General features: G+C 47.1%; 24 protein-coding genes, 1 rRNA gene and 2 other annotated features. All 25 genes read left to right on the top strand.

Annotated elements, in window-relative coordinates; all coding sequences use genetic code 11:
* A 5S ribosomal RNA gene (gene rrf / locus DFR62_RS15995) occupies positions 1-93 on the top strand; the annotation flags it as partial.
* A gap of 112 nt (positions 94-205) precedes the next feature.
* Positions 206-451: a hypothetical protein gene (locus DFR62_RS16000; protein ID WP_121301273.1), complete on the top strand. Its 246-nt coding sequence runs from the start codon at positions 206-208 to the stop codon at positions 449-451.
* 139 nt (positions 452-590) lie between these two features.
* Entirely contained in the window at positions 591-1,076 is a 486-nt protein-coding gene (locus DFR62_RS16005; RefSeq protein ID WP_058382202.1) for a CtsR family transcriptional regulator, read from the top strand.
* The gene (locus tag DFR62_RS16010; protein WP_121301274.1) at positions 1,073-1,606 is read left to right on the top strand and encodes a UvrB/UvrC motif-containing protein; all 534 of its coding nucleotides are present in this window, start codon (positions 1,073-1,075) and stop codon (positions 1,604-1,606) included. The genes DFR62_RS16005 and DFR62_RS16010 overlap by 4 nt, the downstream gene beginning before the upstream one ends.
* Positions 1,596-2,687 carry a protein-arginine kinase McsB gene (gene mcsB / locus DFR62_RS16015; protein WP_121301275.1) on the top strand — a complete coding sequence of 364 codons (1,092 nt, stop codon included), beginning with the start codon at positions 1,596-1,598 and terminating at the stop codon, positions 2,685-2,687. Before DFR62_RS16010 ends, mcsB begins: the two co-directional genes overlap by 11 nt.
* Positions 2,684-5,128, top strand: a complete 2,445-nt coding sequence (locus DFR62_RS16020) for an ATP-dependent Clp protease ATP-binding subunit (RefSeq protein WP_112233950.1) — start codon at positions 2,684-2,686, stop codon at positions 5,126-5,128. The genes mcsB and DFR62_RS16020 overlap by 4 nt, the downstream gene beginning before the upstream one ends.
* A gap of 59 nt (positions 5,129-5,187) precedes the next feature.
* Entirely contained in the window at positions 5,188-6,570 is a 1,383-nt protein-coding gene (gene radA, locus DFR62_RS16025) for a DNA repair protein RadA (protein WP_121301276.1), read from the top strand.
* A gap of 103 nt (positions 6,571-6,673) precedes the next feature.
* Positions 6,674-7,774 (top strand): PIN/TRAM domain-containing protein, encoded by a 1,101-nt coding sequence (locus DFR62_RS16030; protein ID WP_101189178.1) that lies wholly within the window; start codon positions 6,674-6,676, stop codon positions 7,772-7,774.
* Between the two features lie 12 nt (positions 7,775-7,786).
* Positions 7,787-8,476 carry a 2-C-methyl-D-erythritol 4-phosphate cytidylyltransferase gene (gene ispD / locus DFR62_RS16035; protein ID WP_121301277.1) on the top strand — a complete coding sequence of 230 codons (690 nt, stop codon included), beginning with the start codon at positions 7,787-7,789 and terminating at the stop codon, positions 8,474-8,476.
* Positions 8,477-8,478: 2 nt separating this feature from the next.
* The gene (gene ispF, locus DFR62_RS16040) at positions 8,479-8,979 is read left to right on the top strand and encodes a 2-C-methyl-D-erythritol 2,4-cyclodiphosphate synthase (protein ID WP_058382195.1); all 501 of its coding nucleotides are present in this window, start codon (positions 8,479-8,481) and stop codon (positions 8,977-8,979) included.
* 42 nt (positions 8,980-9,021) lie between these two features.
* A complete protein-coding gene (gene gltX / locus DFR62_RS16045; protein ID WP_121301278.1) occupies positions 9,022-10,485 on the top strand; it encodes a glutamate--tRNA ligase in 1,464 nt (487 codons plus the stop codon).
* 45 nt (positions 10,486-10,530) lie between these two features.
* Positions 10,531-10,743 (top strand) — a binding site (T-box leader).
* 51 nt (positions 10,744-10,794) lie between these two features.
* Complete coding sequence (gene cysE, locus DFR62_RS16050; protein WP_058382193.1) at positions 10,795-11,469, top strand: serine O-acetyltransferase; 675 nt, start codon at positions 10,795-10,797, stop codon at positions 11,467-11,469.
* On the top strand, positions 11,466-12,863 hold the full coding sequence (gene cysS / locus DFR62_RS16055) for a cysteine--tRNA ligase (protein WP_121301279.1): 1,398 nt from the start codon (positions 11,466-11,468) through the stop codon (positions 12,861-12,863). Before cysE ends, cysS begins: the two co-directional genes overlap by 4 nt.
* A gap of 5 nt (positions 12,864-12,868) precedes the next feature.
* A complete protein-coding gene (locus tag DFR62_RS16060; RefSeq protein ID WP_121301280.1) occupies positions 12,869-13,285 on the top strand; it encodes a Mini-ribonuclease 3 in 417 nt (138 codons plus the stop codon).
* Positions 13,282-14,031 (top strand): 23S rRNA (guanosine(2251)-2'-O)-methyltransferase RlmB, encoded by a 750-nt coding sequence (rlmB, locus tag DFR62_RS16065; protein WP_121301281.1) that lies wholly within the window; start codon positions 13,282-13,284, stop codon positions 14,029-14,031. Before DFR62_RS16060 ends, rlmB begins: the two co-directional genes overlap by 4 nt.
* Before the next feature lie 4 nt (positions 14,032-14,035).
* On the top strand, positions 14,036-14,545 hold the full coding sequence (locus DFR62_RS16070; protein WP_121301282.1) for an NYN domain-containing protein: 510 nt from the start codon (positions 14,036-14,038) through the stop codon (positions 14,543-14,545).
* A gap of 113 nt (positions 14,546-14,658) precedes the next feature.
* Positions 14,659-15,267: an RNA polymerase sporulation sigma factor SigH gene (sigH, locus tag DFR62_RS16075; protein ID WP_232787237.1), complete on the top strand. Its 609-nt coding sequence runs from the start codon at positions 14,659-14,661 to the stop codon at positions 15,265-15,267.
* 69 nt (positions 15,268-15,336) lie between these two features.
* Complete coding sequence (rpmG, locus tag DFR62_RS16080) at positions 15,337-15,483, top strand: 50S ribosomal protein L33 (RefSeq protein ID WP_058382187.1); 147 nt, start codon at positions 15,337-15,339, stop codon at positions 15,481-15,483.
* Between the two features lie 59 nt (positions 15,484-15,542).
* Entirely contained in the window at positions 15,543-15,728 is a 186-nt protein-coding gene (gene secE / locus DFR62_RS16085) for a preprotein translocase subunit SecE (protein WP_058382186.1), read from the top strand.
* Positions 15,729-15,824: 96 nt separating this feature from the next.
* A complete protein-coding gene (gene nusG / locus DFR62_RS16090) occupies positions 15,825-16,358 on the top strand; it encodes a transcription termination/antitermination protein NusG (RefSeq protein WP_058382185.1) in 534 nt (177 codons plus the stop codon).
* A gap of 173 nt (positions 16,359-16,531) precedes the next feature.
* Entirely contained in the window at positions 16,532-16,957 is a 426-nt protein-coding gene (gene rplK / locus DFR62_RS16095; protein ID WP_058382184.1) for a 50S ribosomal protein L11, read from the top strand.
* 106 nt (positions 16,958-17,063) lie between these two features.
* A complete protein-coding gene (rplA, locus tag DFR62_RS16100; protein ID WP_068459658.1) occupies positions 17,064-17,762 on the top strand; it encodes a 50S ribosomal protein L1 in 699 nt (232 codons plus the stop codon).
* A gap of 42 nt (positions 17,763-17,804) precedes the next feature.
* Positions 17,805-17,955, top strand: a sequence feature (ribosomal protein L10 leader region).
* 35 nt (positions 17,956-17,990) lie between these two features.
* Positions 17,991-18,491 (top strand): 50S ribosomal protein L10, encoded by a 501-nt coding sequence (rplJ, locus tag DFR62_RS16105; RefSeq protein WP_101189186.1) that lies wholly within the window; start codon positions 17,991-17,993, stop codon positions 18,489-18,491.
* Between the two features lie 54 nt (positions 18,492-18,545).
* Positions 18,546-18,905, top strand: a complete 360-nt coding sequence (gene rplL / locus DFR62_RS16110; protein ID WP_121301283.1) for a 50S ribosomal protein L7/L12 — start codon at positions 18,546-18,548, stop codon at positions 18,903-18,905.
* A gap of 113 nt (positions 18,906-19,018) precedes the next feature.
* Positions 19,019-19,621: a class I SAM-dependent methyltransferase gene (locus DFR62_RS16115; RefSeq protein ID WP_121301284.1), complete on the top strand. Its 603-nt coding sequence runs from the start codon at positions 19,019-19,021 to the stop codon at positions 19,619-19,621.
* Positions 19,622-19,780 lie beyond the last annotated feature (159 nt).

A 19,780-nucleotide genomic window follows, 5' to 3' on the forward strand; every position in this document is an offset into this window, starting at 1 on the left:
CACACCCGTTCCCATCCCGAACACGGAAGTTAAGCTCTTTTGCGCCGATGGTAGTTGGGGGTTTCCCCCTGTGAGAGTAGGACGTCGCTGGGCAAGTAGAAAGGCCGTTACCGGTTCATTCCGGTAGCGGTCTTTTTTGTATTTCAAATTAAAAAAAGGATTGAAAATATAGTATAAAGGGAAAAAAGAACTGAGGTGAAAACTTATGAAAGCTGGTTATTACAAAGTGAAAACGGTCGAGAAAAGAACAGCATTATTAGTTTCATTAAAAGATTCTGCTGAACAATATACTTACCCCATTGCAGATTTTACTCATGATGTAAATAAAGGGGATATAGTAGAAGTTTGGCAAGAAGGCACCCGTTGGAGAACCAAGTATGTCGAAGAAAAAACTCGTTCGGTATCTAGTCATACTAAAGATTTTATGAAACGGATGATGGACGAAGAATGAGGAGTCTCGGGATATTCTACCCGAGACTTTTTCTATCTCAAACTAAGTATTTGATATCCGTAAAACGCTTATGTATAATTAAGTCAAATATAGTCAAAGTCAATCATTAGCGCATTTAAACGCTAAAGAGGTGAAAGCGATGCGGAATATTTCAGATATAATTGAAGGTTATTTAAAAGAGATTATCGAAATAAGCGGTAAGGATCATATTGAAATTAAACGAAGTGAGGTTGCTGAGAAATTTCAATGTGTTCCATCCCAAATTAATTATGTGATAAATACCAGATTCACATTAGATCGTGGATACTTAGTTGAAAGTAAGCGTGGTGGCGGAGGATATATTCGTATTAAGAAAGTACGCCTTCATAAGAAGTCAGATTTAATTGCTCAAATTATTAATAGGCTTGAAACTGGTGCTTCACAAACCATGGCCGAAGATATTGTGTGGAGGCTTTTAAGTGAAGATGTTATATCAAAGCGTGAAGCTAAATTGATTTTGAGTGCCATTGATCGTTCTACTCTCGGGCTGCCTCTTCCTGTACGAGATGAAGTACGAGCGCGGATTCTAGTGGCAATGCTGTTTACTATTCAATATGAGTCGAACGGGCAAGGAGTGATCAAGTGATTTGTGAACAATGTGGAGAACGGCCAGCTACAGTCATCGTGAAGCAAAACCAGCAGGGCCATTTAACAGAAAGGCACCTCTGTCACGTTTGCGCGGCAGAAAATCATAATATCAGTTTTTCTTTTGACCAAGACCCAATGGCGATCCATAATCTATTAGCTAATTGGTTTCCGAAGCAGCAAGCCGCTGTGAGTCCTGTAAGAAAGGAAGTTCCAGCTTGCCCGTCTTGTGGATTTACTTTCCAAAAGTTTTTGAGTCTTGGTAAATTCGGCTGTGCTGAGTGTTATAGCACTTTCTCACCTCAGTTAATTGAGATTTTGAAACGAGTGCAAAATGGAAATACAGAACACACAGGGAAGATTCCTGCTTCTTATGGAACGACGTTGAAAATTAAAAAAGAAATTGAAGAATTGAGAAAGCAAATGCAGGCTGCGATACAAGATGAGAACTTTGAAGAAGCTGCAAGACTACGAGATCAAGTAAAGGCCTTGAATGAAAAGCTTGAAGGAGGTGGGGACGTTGGCGATTGACCGTTTCCTTCAACCCCGTGCGAGCAGTTGGATGGCTAATAACGGTGAACATGTTGATATAGCTATGAGTACGAGAATCCGATTGGCACGGAATTTAGACGAGTTTAAATTTCCATATGCATTTTCCGAGGATGAGGCGTTGAAAGTTGATAAAGCCGTTTCCTCGGTATTACTGGATAAGGGAAAGGAAGTTGGATACGGGTTTACTCATATCAATATTGAGGAATTAAATGACCTGCAGCGTGAAGTGTTGGTAGAAAAACATTTAATTAGCCCTTATTTAGCGAACAGTCAGCATTCCAGTGCCGTATTATTATCGGATGAAGAAGAGCTTAGCATTATGGTCAATGAAGAAGATCATATGCGGATTCAAAGTTTGCAGTCAGGCTTTCATTTGCAGGAAGCATATGACATAGCGAATAAAATGGATTCGCTTTTGGAAGAAAATCTTTCATACGCTTTTCATGAGAAATTTGGTTATTTGACCAGTTGCCCTACAAACACCGGTACAGGAATGCGTGCTTCTGTCATGCTTCATTTGCCAGCTTTAACGATGTCCCATCAAATCAACCGGATCATCCCGGCTATATCCCGTCTGGGGATGGTTGTTAGAGGGATTTACGGAGAAGGAAGTGAAGCGCTTGGTAATGTATACCAGATTTCTAACCAAGTAACATTGGGGAAATCGGAGTATGAGATTTTGCAGGATTTGCAAAACATGACCGAGCAGATTATTGAACAGGAACGAAGAGCAAGGGAAGCGTTGAATGCGAATTCTCCGCTTCTCCTTGAAGATAGGGTGTACCGGTCGTTAGGTGTCCTGACTCACGCCCGTCTGTTGAATACGGAAGAAGCCGCTACCTGTTTATCAGATGTGAGACTTGGCATCGACCTTCATCTAATTACGGATGTAGACATGTCGATACTGAATGAATTGATGGTCTTTATGCAACCTGCGTTTTTGCAGCAGTATGCGGGACGACCATTGGAAGCGAAGGAACGTGACCTGGCCCGGGCGGAATTGTTCCGGGAGAGGTTAGCTGATAACGGGATAAATACAAAAGGAGAGGATTTTGCATGATGTTCAACCGATTTACACAACGCGCACAAAAAGTTCTTCAATTAGCCCAAGAAGAGGCAATCCGTATGAAGCACGAATCAATCGGAACTGAGCATATTTTGCTTGGTTTGATCCGAGAAGGCGGCGGAATCGCTGCAAAAGCACTTGAAGCAATTGAAGTGAATACACAATTGATCGAAGACGGTGTCAAAGAACTGGTCGGTGTCGGAGAAAAAGATGTCGGTCCGATTGTTCATTATACGCCGCGGGCTAAAAAAGTGATCGAGCTGTCTGTTGATGAATCCCGCAAGCTTGGCCACTCTTATATCGGAACCGAGCATTTATTGCTTGCTTTAATCCGTGAAGGCGAAGGAGTCGCTGCACGTGTACTTGGAAATGCCGGTGTCAGCTTGAATAAAGCGCGCCAGCAAGTGTTGCAGCTACTTGGCAGCAACGAGCAAGCATCGACTGGCACAAGCCCGAATGCTTCTGCCAATACACCGACTTTGGACGGCTTGGCACGTGATTTGACGCAAGTTGCGCGTGAAGGCAGCTTGGATCCAGTCATTGGACGCAGTGACGAAATCACGCGTGTGATTGAAGTATTGAGCCGTAGAACGAAAAACAACCCGGTATTGATCGGGGAGCCTGGCGTTGGTAAAACAGCCATCGCAGAAGGGCTTGCACAACAGATTGTTAACAATGAAATTCCAGAAACATTGCGCGATAAACGCGTGATGGTGCTTGATATGGGTACAGTCGTTGCCGGAACGAAATACCGCGGTGAATTTGAAGACCGTTTGAAAAAGGTAATGGATGAAATCCGCCAAGCGGGCAATGTCATTCTCTTCATCGATGAGCTTCATACATTGATCGGGGCTGGCGGAGCTGAAGGAGCGATCGATGCTTCGAATATCTTGAAACCATCGCTTGCACGTGGTGAATTGCAGTGCATCGGTGCGACAACATTGGACGAGTACCGCAAATACATCGAAAAAGATGCAGCGCTTGAGCGCCGTTTCCAACCGATTCAAGTGGATGAGCCGACGGTTGAGGAATCAATCGAGATCATTAAAGGCTTGCGAGACCGTTACGAAGCGCATCACCGCGTGAAAATTACTGATGAAGCGATTGTTGCGGCAGCGAAAATGTCTGACCGTTATATTTCCGACCGTTTCTTGCCGGATAAAGCGATCGATTTGATCGATGAGGCCGGTTCGAAAGTGCGTTTGCGTTCGTATACGACTCCACCCGATTTGAAAGAGCTTGAAGCCCGTCTTGAGGCTGCGCGTTCTGAAAAGAATGAAGCGGTGCAGAGCCAGGAATTCGAAAAAGCGGCTTCTCTTCGTGATGCCGAGCAGAAGTTGAAAGATGAGCTCGACCAGACGAAGAAAGAATGGAAAGAAAAGCAAGGCAAAGAAGAGTCTGAAGTGACAGTAGAAGATATCGCAAAAGTCGTCTCTATGTGGACAGGCGTGCCGGTATCGAGATTGGCGCAGACAGAATCCGATAAATTGCTTAATTTGGAGCAGATTCTTCATAGCCGTGTAATCGGCCAAGATGAAGCGGTGACTTCGATTTCGAAAGCGATTCGCCGTGCGCGTGCCGGGTTGAAAGATCCGAAGCGTCCGATTGGCTCGTTCATTTTCCTAGGGCCAACAGGCGTCGGTAAAACCGAGCTTGCGAAAGCTTTGGCGGAGTCGATGTTCGGGGATGAAGATGCGATGATCCGCATCGATATGTCCGAGTACATGGAACGCCATACGACTTCACGCCTTGTCGGTTCGCCTCCAGGCTATGTCGGCTATGAAGAAGGCGGCCAACTGACGGAGAAAGTCCGCAGAAAGCCATATTCAGTGGTCTTGCTTGATGAAATTGAGAAAGCTCACCCTGAAGTCTTCAATATCCTCTTGCAAGTGCTTGAAGATGGGCATTTGACAGACTCCAAAGGTCGCCGTGTCGATTTCCGTAATACGGTTATCATTATGACGTCGAACGTCGGTGCACAGGAATTGAAATACAATAAGTATGTTGGCTTTAACTTGGAAGATTCGAAGACGGATTATAAAGACATGAAGGGCAAAATGCTTGCGGAATTGAAGAAAGCGTTCCGTCCTGAATTCTTGAACCGTGTCGATGATATGATTGTCTTCCATTCACTTGAAAAGAACGATTTGCGCAAGATTGTCGAGCTGATGACACAGCAATTGACGGATCGTTTGAAAGAACAGGACATCGATTTGGAGCTGACAGAAGCAGCGCTTGATAAAATTGCCAAAGAGGGGTATGATCCGGAATACGGAGCACGTCCTTTGCGCCGCTCACTTCAAAAACATGTCGAAGACCGTTTGTCTGAAGAGTTGTTGAAAGGTACAGCAATTGCCGGGCAAAAAATCATTTTCGATGTACAGGGTGATGAATTCATTGTCCGTACGAATGAAGGGGCCGTAGAGAAATCGTAACGATATCCCGCCCGCCGGATATGTCTCCGGCGGGCTTTTTCTATATATAGGAGGTAACTATGGCGAAGAAAAAAATAAAGTTCATCTGCCAATCCTGCGGTTATGAGTCTGCAAAATGGATGGGGAAATGCCCAGGTTGTGCGGCATGGAATACGATGACAGAAGAAACGGAAGTTACAGCACCGAAAGGCACAAGGGGCGCATTCCAGCATAGCGCACCGCAAATTGCCCAAAAAGCGACACCGATCAATTCGATTGAAACGAAAGAAGAGCCAAGGACGAAAACGGAAATGGAAGAATTGAACCGCGTGCTCGGCGGCGGGATTGTTTCCGGTTCGCTTGTTTTGATTGGGGGCGACCCGGGGATCGGGAAATCAACTTTGCTGTTGCAAGTCTCGGCGCTTCTTGCGAAAGCTGGCAAGAAAGTGTTGTATATTTCAGGTGAGGAGTCAATTCGCCAGACGAAAATGCGTGCGGAGCGGCTGGATGCGGTTTCGGGAGACTTATTGATTTTTGCGGAAACCAACTTGGAGCTGATCCATCATACGATTGAGGAAGTAGAGCCGGATTTCGTTATTGTCGATTCGATTCAGACGGTTTATCATCCGGAAGTGACATCAGCGCCCGGCAGCGTGACGCAAGTGCGTGAAAGCACGGCGGAATTGATGCGGGTGGCGAAAACGAAAAACATCGCGATTTTCCTGGTCGGCCACGTGACGAAAGAAGGGCAGATTGCCGGGCCTCGTATTTTGGAACATATGGTCGATACAGTACTTTATTTTGAAGGGGAACGGCATCACACATACCGGATTTTGCGCAGTGTCAAAAACCGCTTTGGTTCGACGAACGAAATTGCGATTTTTGAAATGCTGCAAGGTGGATTGAAGGAAGTATTGAATCCGTCCGAGTTGTTTTTACAGGAACGTTCAAGCGGGACAGCGGGATCGACGGTTGTCGCTTCCATGGAAGGAACACGGCCGATATTGGTGGAAATCCAGGCGCTGGTGACGCCGTCGAGCTTTAATTATCCGAAGCGGATGGCGACTGGGATTGACCAAAACCGGGTATCATTATTAATGGCGGTGCTTGAGAAGCGTGTCGGCTTGATGCTGCAGTCGCAGGATGCATATATTAAAGTGGCGGGCGGCGTGAAGCTGGATGAGCCGGCGATCGATTTGGCAGTGCTCGCGAGTATTGTCTCGAGTTTCCGGGATATTGCACCGAAAGTGGATGATTGTATTATCGGTGAAGTCGGGTTGACCGGAGAGGTGCGCCGTGTGTCGCGCATTGAACAGCGCGTGCAGGAAGCGGCGAAACTGGGCTTTAAGCGTGCCATTATCCCGAAATCGAATATGGGCGGTTGGGATTTTCCGGAAGGAATCCGCGTCGTTGGTGTTGAAACTATAAACGAGGCGCTGAAGGAATTATTCCCTCAACAATAAGGGGGCAGCAATGCCTCTTTTTTTCTATTATTGGAAGGGTAAGGTTATGCAGAGAGTTTCATAAATAAAACGTGTATAATATCAAGAGAAGGAGGTGGAATAGATGCTTCGAAAAATTATTCAGCTATTGTTTTTATTAGTAGGCGCTACGGTTGGAATTTTGTTTTTGCCATATGCTTTTGAACTTATTTCTATCTCTAATAATCCTTGGATCAACAACCCGTATGTCGCTGCCATTATCGGTGCTGCGATTTTTTATGTATTGTCATTATTGTTTGTCGATTCGATTGTCCATTTCATGAAATGGATGGAGGGCAAACTGCTCCATGCCCCGACAGCGGATTTGCTGTTTGGCTCGCTTGGGATGATTATTGGCTTGGTGGTTGCCTTTTTGATCGGCTTTGCCTTAAATACTATTGATGTGCCATTAATTGCGACAGTGGCGCCGATCATTCTTTCCGTTGTTCTCGGTTATTTGGGATTCCAGGTCGGTTTCCAAAAACGCGATGAACTGACGGGGATGCTCGCGCCTGCCAAACTTTCTAACGGCAAAAAGCCAGAAGATGAACCGGTGGAAAAATCGGTGTATAAATTGCTCGATACGAGCGTCATCATCGATGGGCGGATTGCGGATATTTCAGAGACCGGATTTATGGAAGGGACGTTCGTCGTGCCACAATTTGTGATTGCAGAGCTTCAGCACATTGCGGATTCGTCCGACACGTTGAAGCGCACACGCGGCAGACGGGGACTCGATATCCTGAAGCGCCTGCAGACAGAGCGCGTAGGGGCGATCATGATTACGGAAGAGGATTTTGGCGATGCGGCTGAAGTCGATATGAAGCTCATGCGCGCAGCCCAGAAAATGGGTGGGAAAGTTGTGACGAATGATTTTAATTTGAATAAAGTGTGTGAGCTCCATAATGTGCCGGTCTTGAATATCAATGACCTCGCCAATGCAGTGAAGCCTGTCGTCATACCGGGCGAGGAGATGCATGTGGTCGTCATTAAAGACGGCAAAGAGCAAAATCAAGGAGTCGCGTATTTGGATGATGGCACGATGATTGTCATCGAAGAAGGCAAAGGCCATATTGGCGAAGCGATCGACGTCGTAGTGACAAGCGTATTGCAGACTTCTGCAGGACGGATGATTTTTGCCAAGCCTAAAGGTCTGGCTGTGAAGAAAAATGGATCAAAAAAATAAAGGATGTCTGTCATGAAATATACAGTCGTATTGCCTGCTGCTGGCAGCGGGAAACGAATGAAAGCCGACCGCAATAAATTATTGCTTGAGCTGTCCGGCAAACCGATTTTCATTTATACATTGGAAGTGTTTGACCGGGACCCGGATTGTGAGGGCATGTGGCTTGCGGTTAAAGAAGATGAGCGCGAACTGATCGAGAAGTATGTCGAGCATTATGGAATCAAGAAAGTCAAAGGCTATGCAGCAGGTGGAGCGGAGCGGCAAGACAGCGTGCGCGCGGGCCTTGAAATGGCAAGACAATCCGAAGTCGTGCTCGTGCATGACGCTGCGCGGCCGTTCATCAGCCCAGCTGTCATTCGCGAGTTGGTGGAGCGGGCAAATGAATCCGGCGCTGCGATTGCCGGCGTGCCGGTAAAAGACACGATCAAAAAAGTTCGCGAAGGCGTCATTACCGAAACGGTGGATCGTGCGGAGCTGTGGATGATCCAGACGCCGCAGGCATTCCGTTACAAACTCTTGATGGAAGCGGCGCAACGGGCGCAAGCCGACGGGTTCCTCGGGACGGACGAGGCGATGCTTGTCGAACGGACGGGACACCCGGTGCAGATTGTCGAAAGTACGTATGAGAACGTCAAGATGACGACACCGGATGATTTGATTTATGGAAAAGCGATTCTTGAGAGTCGATTACAGGAGGAATAATCATGATACGAATTGGACAAGGATACGATGTGCATCAATTGGCAGAAGGGCGCCCGTTTATTTTAGGCGGCGTTGAAATCGAACACGACCGCGGGCTTCTCGGCCATTCGGATGCGGATGTGCTATTGCATACGATCACGGACGCAGCACTCGGCGCAATCGGCGGGGGAGATATCGGCAAACATTTCCCGGATACCGATCCGGAATTTAAAGATGCCGATTCCAAGAAATTGCTGACGCATATTTGGGAATACGTCAAAGAGCAGGGTTATGAACTCGGCAATGTCGATTGCACGGTCATTGCGCAAAAACCGAAGCTTGCGCCTTATATCGAGCAAATGCGCGCATCGATTGCGGAGCTATTAGAAGCGGATATTTCGCAAGTGAACGTCAAAGCGACGACATCCGAACATCTCGGCTTTACCGGCCGGGAAGAGGGAATCGCGGCGCTCGCGGTCATTCTACTCAATCAGCGCCCGCTTTCGCTGGACGTTCCGGAGTGATAGAATAACTAAAGGATTAAGGCAATTTTAGGAGGAAACCAAATGACACAAGAAACACGCGTACGCTATGCACCGAGCCCGACCGGCCATTTACATATCGGCGGAGCCCGCACAGCGCTATTTAATTATTTATATGCTCGCCATATGAATGGCAAATTCATCGTCCGCATCGAAGACACGGATACTGCCCGCAATATTGAAACGGGCGTCATGTCCCAGATTGACAACTTGAAATGGCTCGGCATCGAGCACGACGAGTCGATCGACGTGGGCGGAGAATACGGCCCATATCGCCAGATGGAGCGTTTGGATATTTACAAAAAATATGCTGATGAGCTATTGGAAAAAGGCGATATCTACAAATGCTTCTGTACGCCGGATACGCTTGAGAAAGAACGTGAAGCCCAGCGCGCCTCTGGTGTTGCGGCACCTCAGTACAGCGGGACTTGCCGCAATTTGACGGCCGAAGAAGTGGCTGAAAAAGAAGCGGCTGGCGAGACGTATTCCCTTCGCATGAAAGTGCCGGCGGACGTCACGTATAAATTCGATGACATGGTGCGCGGCGAGATTTCATTCGAATCAAAAGATGTCGGCGACTGGGTTGTCGTGAAGACGAACGGCATCCCGACGTATAACTTCGCAGTGGTCATCGATGACCATTTGATGAAGATCACCCACGTGTTCCGCGGGGAAGAGCATTTGTCGAATACGCCGAAACAGCAAATGGTCTACGATTCGTTCGGCTGGGATCATCCAACTTACGGACACATGACCTTGATCGTCAACGAAGATCGCAAGAAGCTATCGAAGCGCGACGAGTCGATTATCCAGTTCATTTCCCAGTACAAAGACCTTGGCTATATTCCGGAAGCGCTGTTTAACTTCTTTGCGCTGCTCGGCTGGTCTCCAGAAGGCGAAGAAGAGATCTTCTCGAAAGAAGAATTGATCCGCATTTTCGACACCGAGCGTTTGTCGAAATCGCCGTCGATGTTCGATAAGCAAAAATTGACATGGATGAACAACCAATACATCAAGCAAATGTCGCTTGAAGAAGTGGTGGGACTAGCATTGCCACATCTTCAAAAAGCAGGCAAGCTGCCGGAGGAATTATCGGAAGAGCAAGCGCAGTGGGCAGAGAAATTGATCGCCTTGTACCATGACCAATTGAGCTTTGGCGCAGAAATCGTCGAGTTGTCCGACTTGTTCTTTACGGACGATCTTCATTACGGCGAAGCCGAAAAAGAAGTCTTGAGTGGCGAACAAGTACCGGAAGTCATGGCGGCTTTCAAAGAGCAGCTAGCTTCTTTAGACGCGTTCGAACCGGCTGAAATCAAATCCGCGATCAAAGCGGTACAAAAAGCGACTGGCCATAAAGGGAAAAACCTCTTCATGCCGATCCGCGTCGTGACGACAGGGCAGACGCACGGACCGGAATTGCCGGATGCGATTGCGCTTCTTGGCAAGGAAAAAGCGATTGCGCGCGTCGGCCAATACGCAGGGGCATAAAGTTTTGACTTATGCGCATAAGCGTGTACAATGAATTTACCAATTATCAAAACGTTGACGGGAAGAAGTAAGGAAAGCATGCTCAAAAGAGAGGGTCATCACCGGCTGTAAGTGACCTGTGCCGCTGCGTTCCTGAAATGCCTCCCCGAGTGCTGAGTCGAAACGAGTAGACCAGACGTTTGCCTGCGTTAAAGGCTTCGAGAGAAAAGGACATGTCCTTTTAATCAGAGTGGAACCGCGCGGGAAAGCGTCTCTGTCAAGCAATTGACAGGGGCGCTTTTTATATTGGAACAGAAAGGAGAATGCCGGATGTGGAAATTATTGAAAGAAGATATTGATGTTATTTTTGAACAAGACCCTGCTGCCCGCAGTTATTTTGAAGTGGTGCTGACGTACGCCGGACTGCACGCCATCTGGGCCCACCGTTTGGCGCATTTCTTCTTTAAGAAGAAACTGTTTTTCATCGCGCGGGCGATTTCCCAAGTCAGCCGCTTCTTCACAGGAATTGAAATCCATCCGGGTGCCGTCATCGGCCGGCGTTTGTTTATCGACCACGGCATGGGTGTCGTTGTTGGGGAAACCTGTGAAATCGGCAACGATGTGACGCTCTATCAAGGCGTTACACTTGGGGGAACCGGCAAAGAGCGCGGGAAACGCCATCCGACACTCGCAGATAACGTGCTGGTCGCGACAGGCGCCAAAGTGCTCGGCTCGATTACGGTAGGCGAAAACTCCAAAGTCGGAGCGGGATCGGTCGTTTTGAAAGACGTGCCGCCGAATTCGACGGTTGTCGGCATCCCAGGAAAAGTCGTCATTCAGGACGGCGTTAAAGTGAAAAAGCGAGATTTAAACCACCAGAACATGCCGGATCCGGTCATGGATAAATGCGATGGCATGGAAATGAAAATCGCTGCCTTGCAGCGTGAAGTGGAACAATTGAAAAGAGAAAATAACCAGCAGCAGGAAGAAGGGAAGTTACTATGAGTATCCAGATTTTTAATTCATTGACGCGTCAAAAAGAAGCGTTCGTGCCGCTTGAAGAAGGCAAAGTGAAAATGTATGTGTGCGGCCCGACTGTCTACAACTACATCCATATCGGTAACGCCCGCCCAGTCATCGTGTATGACACAGTGCGCCGTTACTTGGAATACCGCGGGTACGACGTAAAATATGTATCGAATTTCACGGATGTCGACGATAAATTAATCAAAGCGGCAAATGAACTTGGCGAGGAAGTGCCGGAAATTGCAGAACGCTTTATCACTGCATATTTCGACAACACGAAAGCACTCGGCTGCGCAGAAGCAGATGTCCATCCGCGTGTTACGGGGCATATGCCGCAAATCGTGGAGTTTATTGAAGCGCTCATCGAAAAAGGCTATGCCTATGAATCGCAAGGCGATGTGTATTACCATACGCGTAAATTCGACGGATATGGGAAATTATCCCATCAGTCGGTAGATGAATTGAAAGTCGGCGCCCGTATCGAAGCTGGCGATAAAAAACAGGATGCCCTGGATTTCGTATTATGGAAAGCGGCAAAACCTGGCGAAATTTCCTGGGAAAGCCCATGGGGCAAAGGACGCCCGGGCTGGCATATCGAATGCTCGGTGATGGCAAGAGAACACCTTGGCGATACGATCGATATCCATGCCGGCGGCCAGGATTTGACGTTCCCACACCATGAAAATGAAATCGCCCAATCGGAAGCTTATACGGGCAAGCCGTTTGCGCGTTATTGGATGCATAACGGGTATATTAATATTGAAAACGAAAAAATGTCCAAGTCCTTGAATAACTTCGTATTGGTCAATGACATTCTAAAAGAACTTGACCCGCAAGTATTGCGTTTGTTTATGCTGTCGGTTCATTATCGCCATCCGATCAATTACTCCAAAGGATTGGTAGAAGACGCAAAAGCCGGGATGGAGCGGATCCGTACGGCGTATGGCAATGTTAAACACCGCTTGGAGAATTCAGCCGGCCTTGGCGACCATAACGATATTTGGCTGTCGAAAATCGAAGCGATCAAGCAGGAATTCATCGAAACAATGGACGATGATTTCAATACGGCGAATGCCATCTCAAAGCTGTTCGACCTGTCGAAACTTGCGAATACTTACTTGCTTGAGAAACAGACGGCTGAACCGGTTCTTCAAACTTTCATCGATGTGTTTGATGAGTTGGTGGAAGTTCTTGGCTTGCCGTTTGCGCAATCGGAGCTTTTGGATGCGGAAATTGAAGCATTATTGGAAGAGCGTATCGAAGCACGCAAAAACCGTGATTTCGCAAGATCGGATGAAATCCGCGACCAATTGAAAGAACAGAACATCATTTTGGAAGATACAGCGCAAGGTACACGCTGGAAGAGAGGCTAATCGGCATGGTATTGAGAAAACAAGACGTTGATCAATTGAATGCCTTGGCACTCGCTTATATGGGAGATGCCGTTTACGAGACGGCAGTGCGTGCACACTTGCTTCACGCGGGCCGTGTGAAGCCGAATATCCTTCACCGGTCTTCGACGGCGTTCGTTTCGGCTAAGTCCCAGGCGTTCATTTTGAAGCGCTTTGTTGATGAAGGCGTCCTGACTGAAACGGAGCTTGCCATCATGCGGAGGGGCCGCAATGCAAAATCCGGTTCGGTACCGAGAAATACCGATGTCCAGACCTATAATTTCAGCACCGCCTTTGAAGCGGTGCTCGGCTGGTTGTATTTAAAAGAAGAGCAGGAGCGGCTGGATGAGTTGATCAATTATGCCATCAGCATCGCTGAAGAGCCGAGAGGAGTGGTCAAATGACGGAGGAAACACCTGAAATCATCGGAGGCAAAAATCCGGTGCTAGAAGCATTGCGCGCCAAGCACGACATCAATAAAATCTGGGTCGCGGAAGGCGTCCAGAAAAAAGGCATTGCAGAACTTCTGCAATTGGCAAAAGAACAAAAAGTACTGGTGCAGTTTGTCCCGAAGAAGAAAATCGATGGGCTGACTGATACCAATCACCAGGGAATTGCCGCAGCAGTCGCGGCGTACCGCTATGCAGAACTGGAAGAGTTGTTCGCGAAAGCCCAAGACAAGCAAGAAGATCCGTTCTTCCTCATCCTCGATGAACTGGAAGACCCGCATAATCTTGGGTCGATCATGCGCACGGCAGATGCCGTGGGCGCCCACGGCTTGATCATCCCGCAGCGCCGTGCAGTCGGCTTGACCGGCGTTGTCGCGAAATCATCGACTGGGGCGATTGAACACGTGCCGGTTGTGCGCGTTAATAATTTGTCTCAGACGGTCGATGAATTGAAAAAGCGTGGCGTATGGATCGCCGGCACCGACGCCAAAGAATCGGTGGACTACAGGCGCATGGATGCGACCTTGCCACTTGCCGTCATCATCGGCAGCGAAGGCAAAGGCATGAGCCGCATCTTGCGCGATAAATGCGACTTCCTTTATCAATTGCCGATGGTCGGCCATGTGACTTCGTTGAATGCATCGGTGGCTGCCAGCCTGTTGATGTATGAAGTCTACCGCAAGCGCCATCCAATCGGGTGATGCCATGAATATTCTGCTGGTAGATGGTTATAACATCATTGGCGATTGGGCAGAACTAACAGCGCTGAAGAAAGAACGCCTGGCAGACGCGCGCGACCGGTTGATCGAACGGATGGCCGAATATCAAGGGTTCAAAGGGTGGCGCGTCATCATTGTGTTCGATGCCCATCTGGTGCCCGGCATCGAAGCGAAAAATTTGCACAGCGAAGTGGAAGTCATTTTCACCCGTTCCAGTGAGACGGCCGATGAACGGATTGAAAAGCTGGCGATCAGCCTGAATAGCCGGCGCGACCAAATTTACGTCGCCACATCCGACTCGACCGAACAATGGGTGATTTTTGCTAAAGGAGCTTTGCGCATCTCCGCGCGTGAATTGGAAATCGAGATGGAGGAAATTGACAAGCGCATTGCAAAGAAAGTGCGTGAGATCCAAGAGCAGCGCTCCATCTCCAAGATTCCACTTGAAGGAGAAGTGGCAGAAATTTTCGAAAAATGGCGACGAGGCCTCAAATGAACTGTTGACGCTCAAATTTTTCTTCCTGTATACTGGAAATATCGAGGCTCACCCAATCGGAGGGATCACCCGTGGAAAATTTTGAGCAAGTTCGCAACCGTAACTTTACTGAAATGGCAGATGAAGAACTTGTCGGTCTGGTCCATAGCGGCAATACGGAAGCCTTGGATTTTCTTATCACCAAGTTCCGTCCGTTTGTGCGGATGAAAGCCCGTTCCTATTTTCTCATTGGCGCAGATAAAGAAGACATCATCCAAGAAGGCATGATCGGCTTGTACAAAGCGATCCGTGACTTCAGGAGCGATAAACTGTCTTCATTCCGCGCATTTGCAGAGCTATGCATCGTCCGCCAGATCATCACGGCGATCAAGACAGCCACTCGCCAGAAGCATATCCCGCTGAATTCTTATGTCTCTCTCGACAAGCCGATCTACGATGAAGAGTCGGACCGGACATTGATGGATGTGCTTGCCGGAAGCGGCGCGGACGACCCGGAAGAATTGATGATCCATAATGAAGAATTCCGGTACATGGAAGGCAAAATGGATGAAGTGTTGAGTGAACTGGAACGTGAAGTGTTGACGCTATATCTCGATGGGCAGTCTTATCAGGAAATCTCTGAAAAGCTGGAACGGCATGTAAAATCAATCGACAATGCCTTGCAGCGGGTCAAGCGGAAACTTGAGCGGCATCTGCAGGCGAGTGAAAGCCGGTCCTCGTAAGTACTATTGACAGCAAGTTTTTATGATGATACTCTTGAAAAAGCTGTAAAATAGAGCAAGGTGAGAATAATGGCTAAAAAAATCGTGTTGAGCTGCTCGAAATGTGCTTCCCGCAATTATGCGGTACCTGCGAAAGCGGATTCAAGCACACGTTTGGAACTCAAAAAATTCTGTGCTCATTGCAACGAGCATACCGTGCATAAACAAACGAAATAGTATTACTTTGAATGCCGGACGATATAGAGTGATTTTGAAATTCGGAGGTTTTTACGATAATGGGTAACATTGGCGATTTCTTTAAAAATGTCGTTTCGGAAATGAGAAAAGTCAGCTGGCCAAAACGCAAGGAATTGACGCGCTATACAATCGTCGTCTTGTCAACGGTCATCTTCATGGCTCTTTTCTTCGCATTGATCGATACCGGCATATCGGAATTATTCCGTTGGTTCCTGGCACTGTAACACAGTCATAAGAATAACGAAAAATAGCCCGTCATTCCATGGAACGGGTTTTTTCATTTGTAAAAAAGGAGGGATGGACGCTTAGTCCGCTCGAATATGGAGAAAAATTGGTATGTAGTCCATACGTATTCCGGTTATGAAAATAAGGTAAAAGCGAACCTGGAAAAGCGCGTAGAAACAATGGGAATGGAAGATTTGATCTTCCGCGTCATCATCCCTGAAGAACAGGAAACAGATTTCAAAGACGGAAAAAAACGCACAGTCATGCGCAAAACCTTCCCGGGTTACGTGCTAGTAGAACTAGTCATGACGGATGAGTCTTGGTACGTCGTCCGCAATACGCCGGGTGTGACCGGATTTATCGGTTCATCGGGCGGGGGAGCGAAACCGACGCCTCTTTTAGAAGAAGAAGTTGATTTCATCCTCAAGCAAATGGGCATGACCGAACGCAAAGTGGATATCGATTTCGCAGTCGCTGACACCGTCGAAGTAATGGAAGGGCCATTCGCCAACTTCCAAGGGAAAGTCGAGGAAATCGATGACACGAAAGGCAAAGTCAAAGTGTCGATCGACATCTTTGGGCGCGAAACGAAAATGGAACTCGATTTCGAGCAGGTCCAAAAAGTATAACAACGCCCCTTGCTATTTTTTTGCAATGGTGGTATCATTTCATAGGTCAGACTGCCAAAGCGCAGCATCTGTACAAACCAATTAATTCTATCAACGAAAATCAAGTTGACGGACAGATATGAGTGGGAGGGGCAACCCTATTACCACATCACGGACTTAAGGAGGTGTGTTTCGTGGCTAAAAAAGTAGTTAAAGTCGTAAAATTGCAGATTCCTGCAGCAAAAGCTAACCCAGCGCCGCCAGTAGGACCAGCACTAGGTCAAGCAGGCGTCAACATCATGGGCTTCTGTAAAGAATTTAACGCGCGTACTGCTGAACAAGCAGGACTTATTATTCCGGTTGAGATTTCGGTATTTGAAGACCGTTCATTTACTTTCATTACGAAAACTCCGCCAGCTGCAGTTCTATTGAAGAAAGCAGCAGGTATTGAATCAGGTTCAGGTGAACCGAACCGCAATAAAGTAGCGACTGTGAAACGCGACCAAGTTCGCGAAATCGCAGAAACTAAAATGCCAGATCTAAATGCCGCTTCAGTTGAAGCTGCAATGTTGATGGTTGAAGGTACTGCTCGCAGCATGGGCATTACAATCGAAGACTAATTTCAAGAAGTTGTTTTTGGATGGGTTGCGCAGTTCAACGCGAACAGCGCAGCCCTTAATCGTGGGAGGTTCAATCCGTTAGACCACAACAAGGAGGACGTTTAAAATGGCTAAAACAGGCAAAAAGCTGCAAGAAGCAGCAAAACTGATCGACCGTTCTAAGCTCTACGAAGCGAAAGAAGCTATCGAACTTGCAAAAAAGGCAAGCACAGTTAACTTCGACGCTACTGTAGAAGTCGCTTTCCGCCTAGGAATCGACACGCGTAAAAATGACCAGCAAATCCGTGGGGCAGTCGTGCTTCCAAACGGTACTGGTAAAACTCAAAGCGTTTTGGTTTTTGCTAAAGGCGATAAACTGAAAGAAGCTCAAGAAGCAGGCGCTGACTATGTCGGCGATGCTGAGTACATCCAGAAAATCCAACAAGGCTGGTTCGAATTCGACGTTATCGTCGCTACTCCGGACATGATGGGCGAAGTTGGTAAACTTGGACGCGTTCTTGGACCAAAAGGCTTGATGCCAAACCCGAAAACAGGAACTGTTACATTTGATGTAGCGAAAGCTGTTCAGGAAATCAAGGCTGGTAAAGTGGAATACCGTGCAGAAAAATCCGGTATCATTCACGCGCCGATCGGCAAAGTGTCTTTCGAAGACGACAAACTTGCTGAAAACTTGCAAGCAATCTATGACGTGATCTTGAAAGCTAAGCCATCTGCTGCTAAAGGCACGTACATGAAATCACTAAACGTAACGACTACAATGGGACCTGCTGTCAAAGTAGACCCTGCAAAAGTAGTAGTTAAATAAAATATTGACATTCTTTCACAACTTCGTTATACTGGCGAAGTTGTGAAATAACCATTTGTACCGCAGACAGTAGGGGCGGCTTGCCGCTTAATGAATCCCTGCCGAGGACATGATGAATTCAGATTCCATCTTAATTGATGCTGATTTTATGCCTCTGCGTCTGTACTGGACCAGAGGCTTTTCTTATGGACGGACGGTATGAATGACAAATCTATAGGAGGTGCCCACATGAGCAAAGCAATTGAAACGAAAAAAGTTGTTGTGCAAACAATCGCTGACAAATTCAACGCTGCTGCATCGGTTGTCGTTGTTGACTATCGCGGTTTGAACGTTGCCCAACTTACAGAACTTCGTAAACAGCTTCGTGAGGAAGGCATCGAGTTTAAAGTTTACAAAAACTCCATGACTCGCCGCGCGACAGAAGTTCACGGCCTTGAAGCGATCAACGAACACTTCACAGGACCGAACGCTATCGCATTCTCGAACGAAGACGTCGTTGCTCCAGCGCGAATCATCAACGATTTCGCAAAAGGCAACGAAGCACTAGAAATTAAAGCCGGTATCATCGAAGGCAATGTTGCATCTGCAGATGAAATGAAAGCTCTTGCTGAACTTCCATCACGCGATGGCCTATTGTCTATGCTACTCAGCGTACTACAAGCTCCAGTCCGCAACTTCGCTGCTACTACAAAAGCAGTTGCAGACCAAAAAGAAGAACAGGGCGCTTAATCTCTTAGCATCCTGAGTACGACAAAAAATTACCTATCATAGGAGGAAATTATAATGACACAAGAACAAATTCTAGACGCAATCAAAGAAATGACAATTCTTCAACTTAACGACCTAGTAAAAGCAATCGAAGACGAGTTCGGCGTAACTGCTGCTGCTCCAGTTGCTGCAGCTGCTGCTGGTGGCGCTGCTGAAGAAGAGCAAACTGAGTTCGACGTAATCCTTAACTCTGCTGGCGACCAAAAAATCAAAGTCATCAAAGTTGTTCGCGAAGTTACAGGCCTTGGCTTGAAAGAAGCGAAAGGTCTTGTTGACGAAGCTCCTAAAGCTCTTAAAGAAGGCGCTACTAAAGAAGAAGCTGAAGAAATCAAAGCTAAACTTGAAGAAGTTGGCGCTTCTGTAGAAGTTAAATAATTCACCTATATTATAAGAAAGAAAGCTCGTCAGTATTCACCGACGGGCTTTTTCTTCTTTTTAAATCCAATCCAGTGAGAACTTGAGATTGTATGATGGAAGGAGGGCTCCGTATGTCCCAACACTATTATTCCAAAAATCCTCAAACTAAAAGCAAACCCCAAGAGTGGACCTACACATTGCGGGGCGAGACGTTCCGGTTTCAAACGGATTCAGGCGTTTTCAGTAAAAATGATGTCGATTTCGGTTCGCGGCTATTGATTGAGGCGTTTGATGAACCGTCTGTAGAAGGGCCTATCCTCGATGTGGGTTGTGGGTATGGACCGATCGGAATGGCTATCGCCAAAGCATTTCCACAAAGACATGTGCACATGGTGGACATTAATGCCAGAGCCATTGAACTCGCACAAAAAAACACCGTGTTAAACGGTGTTGAAAATGTTTCAGTCTATGAAAGCGACGGCTTGTCCAATGTTGAGCAACAAGGATTCGGCGCTATTTTAACAAATCCGCCAATTCGTGCGGGTAAAGAGACGATTTTCCGGTTTTATGAAGAAGCGTATGCAAAACTTGTGGCTTCCGGATCGTTATGGGTTGTTATACAGAAAAAGCAGGGAGCCCCTTCGACTGAAGAGAAATTGCAGCAGTTGTTTGGTGAGGTTCGGGTGGCTGATAAGAAGAAAGGTTACTTTATTTTCGAGGCCAGAAAAGTTTGACTTGACAAAACGCCTGTGATATTATAATAAAATGCAAAAAATATTATTTTGAGGTCGTTTGCCCTTTTTCGGGCAGAGCATGGCGGCCAGTTTTAACATGTGTAAACCGAAAATGAGCTCATATGCGGTCTCGTTTTCTTTTTGTCTTTTCGATATCAT

This window comes from Planococcus citreus (assembly GCF_003664125.1).
In the GTDB taxonomy this organism is placed as follows: domain Bacteria; phylum Bacillota; class Bacilli; order Bacillales_A; family Planococcaceae; genus Planococcus; species Planococcus citreus.

What these genes read in the sequence shown, in the direction of transcription:
- radA (WP_121301276.1), top strand. Translation starts at nt 5,188, where the DNA reads ATGGCGAAGAAAAAAATAAAGTTCATCTGCCAATCCTGCGGTTATGAG.
- gltX (WP_121301278.1), top strand. Translation starts at nt 9,022, where the DNA reads ATGACACAAGAAACACGCGTACGCTATGCACCGAGCCCGACCGGCCAT.
- DFR62_RS16030 (WP_101189178.1), top strand. Translation starts at nt 6,674, where the DNA reads ATGCTTCGAAAAATTATTCAGCTATTGTTTTTATTAGTAGGCGCTACG.
- DFR62_RS16060 (WP_121301280.1), top strand. Translation starts at nt 12,869, where the DNA reads ATGGTATTGAGAAAACAAGACGTTGATCAATTGAATGCCTTGGCACTC.
- secE (WP_058382186.1), top strand. Translation starts at nt 15,543, where the DNA reads ATGGGTAACATTGGCGATTTCTTTAAAAATGTCGTTTCGGAAATGAGA.
- cysS (WP_121301279.1), top strand. Translation starts at nt 11,466, where the DNA reads ATGAGTATCCAGATTTTTAATTCATTGACGCGTCAAAAAGAAGCGTTC.
- DFR62_RS16005 (WP_058382202.1), top strand. Translation starts at nt 591, where the DNA reads ATGCGGAATATTTCAGATATAATTGAAGGTTATTTAAAAGAGATTATC.
- DFR62_RS16000 (WP_121301273.1), top strand. Translation starts at nt 206, where the DNA reads ATGAAAGCTGGTTATTACAAAGTGAAAACGGTCGAGAAAAGAACAGCA.
- DFR62_RS16070 (WP_121301282.1), top strand. Translation starts at nt 14,036, where the DNA reads ATGAATATTCTGCTGGTAGATGGTTATAACATCATTGGCGATTGGGCA.
- rplA (WP_068459658.1), top strand. Translation starts at nt 17,064, where the DNA reads ATGGCTAAAACAGGCAAAAAGCTGCAAGAAGCAGCAAAACTGATCGAC.
- DFR62_RS16115 (WP_121301284.1), top strand. Translation starts at nt 19,019, where the DNA reads ATGTCCCAACACTATTATTCCAAAAATCCTCAAACTAAAAGCAAACCC.
- rlmB (WP_121301281.1), top strand. Translation starts at nt 13,282, where the DNA reads ATGACGGAGGAAACACCTGAAATCATCGGAGGCAAAAATCCGGTGCTA.
- rplL (WP_121301283.1), top strand. Translation starts at nt 18,546, where the DNA reads ATGACACAAGAACAAATTCTAGACGCAATCAAAGAAATGACAATTCTT.
- nusG (WP_058382185.1), top strand. Translation starts at nt 15,825, where the DNA reads ATGGAGAAAAATTGGTATGTAGTCCATACGTATTCCGGTTATGAAAAT.
- rplJ (WP_101189186.1), top strand. Translation starts at nt 17,991, where the DNA reads ATGAGCAAAGCAATTGAAACGAAAAAAGTTGTTGTGCAAACAATCGCT.
- rpmG (WP_058382187.1), top strand. Translation starts at nt 15,337, where the DNA reads ATGGCTAAAAAAATCGTGTTGAGCTGCTCGAAATGTGCTTCCCGCAAT.
- cysE (WP_058382193.1), top strand. Translation starts at nt 10,795, where the DNA reads ATGTGGAAATTATTGAAAGAAGATATTGATGTTATTTTTGAACAAGAC.
- ispF (WP_058382195.1), top strand. Translation starts at nt 8,479, where the DNA reads ATGATACGAATTGGACAAGGATACGATGTGCATCAATTGGCAGAAGGG.
- DFR62_RS16020 (WP_112233950.1), top strand. Translation starts at nt 2,684, where the DNA reads ATGATGTTCAACCGATTTACACAACGCGCACAAAAAGTTCTTCAATTA.
- ispD (WP_121301277.1), top strand. Translation starts at nt 7,787, where the DNA reads ATGAAATATACAGTCGTATTGCCTGCTGCTGGCAGCGGGAAACGAATG.
- sigH (WP_232787237.1), top strand. Translation starts at nt 14,659, where the DNA reads ATGGCAGATGAAGAACTTGTCGGTCTGGTCCATAGCGGCAATACGGAA.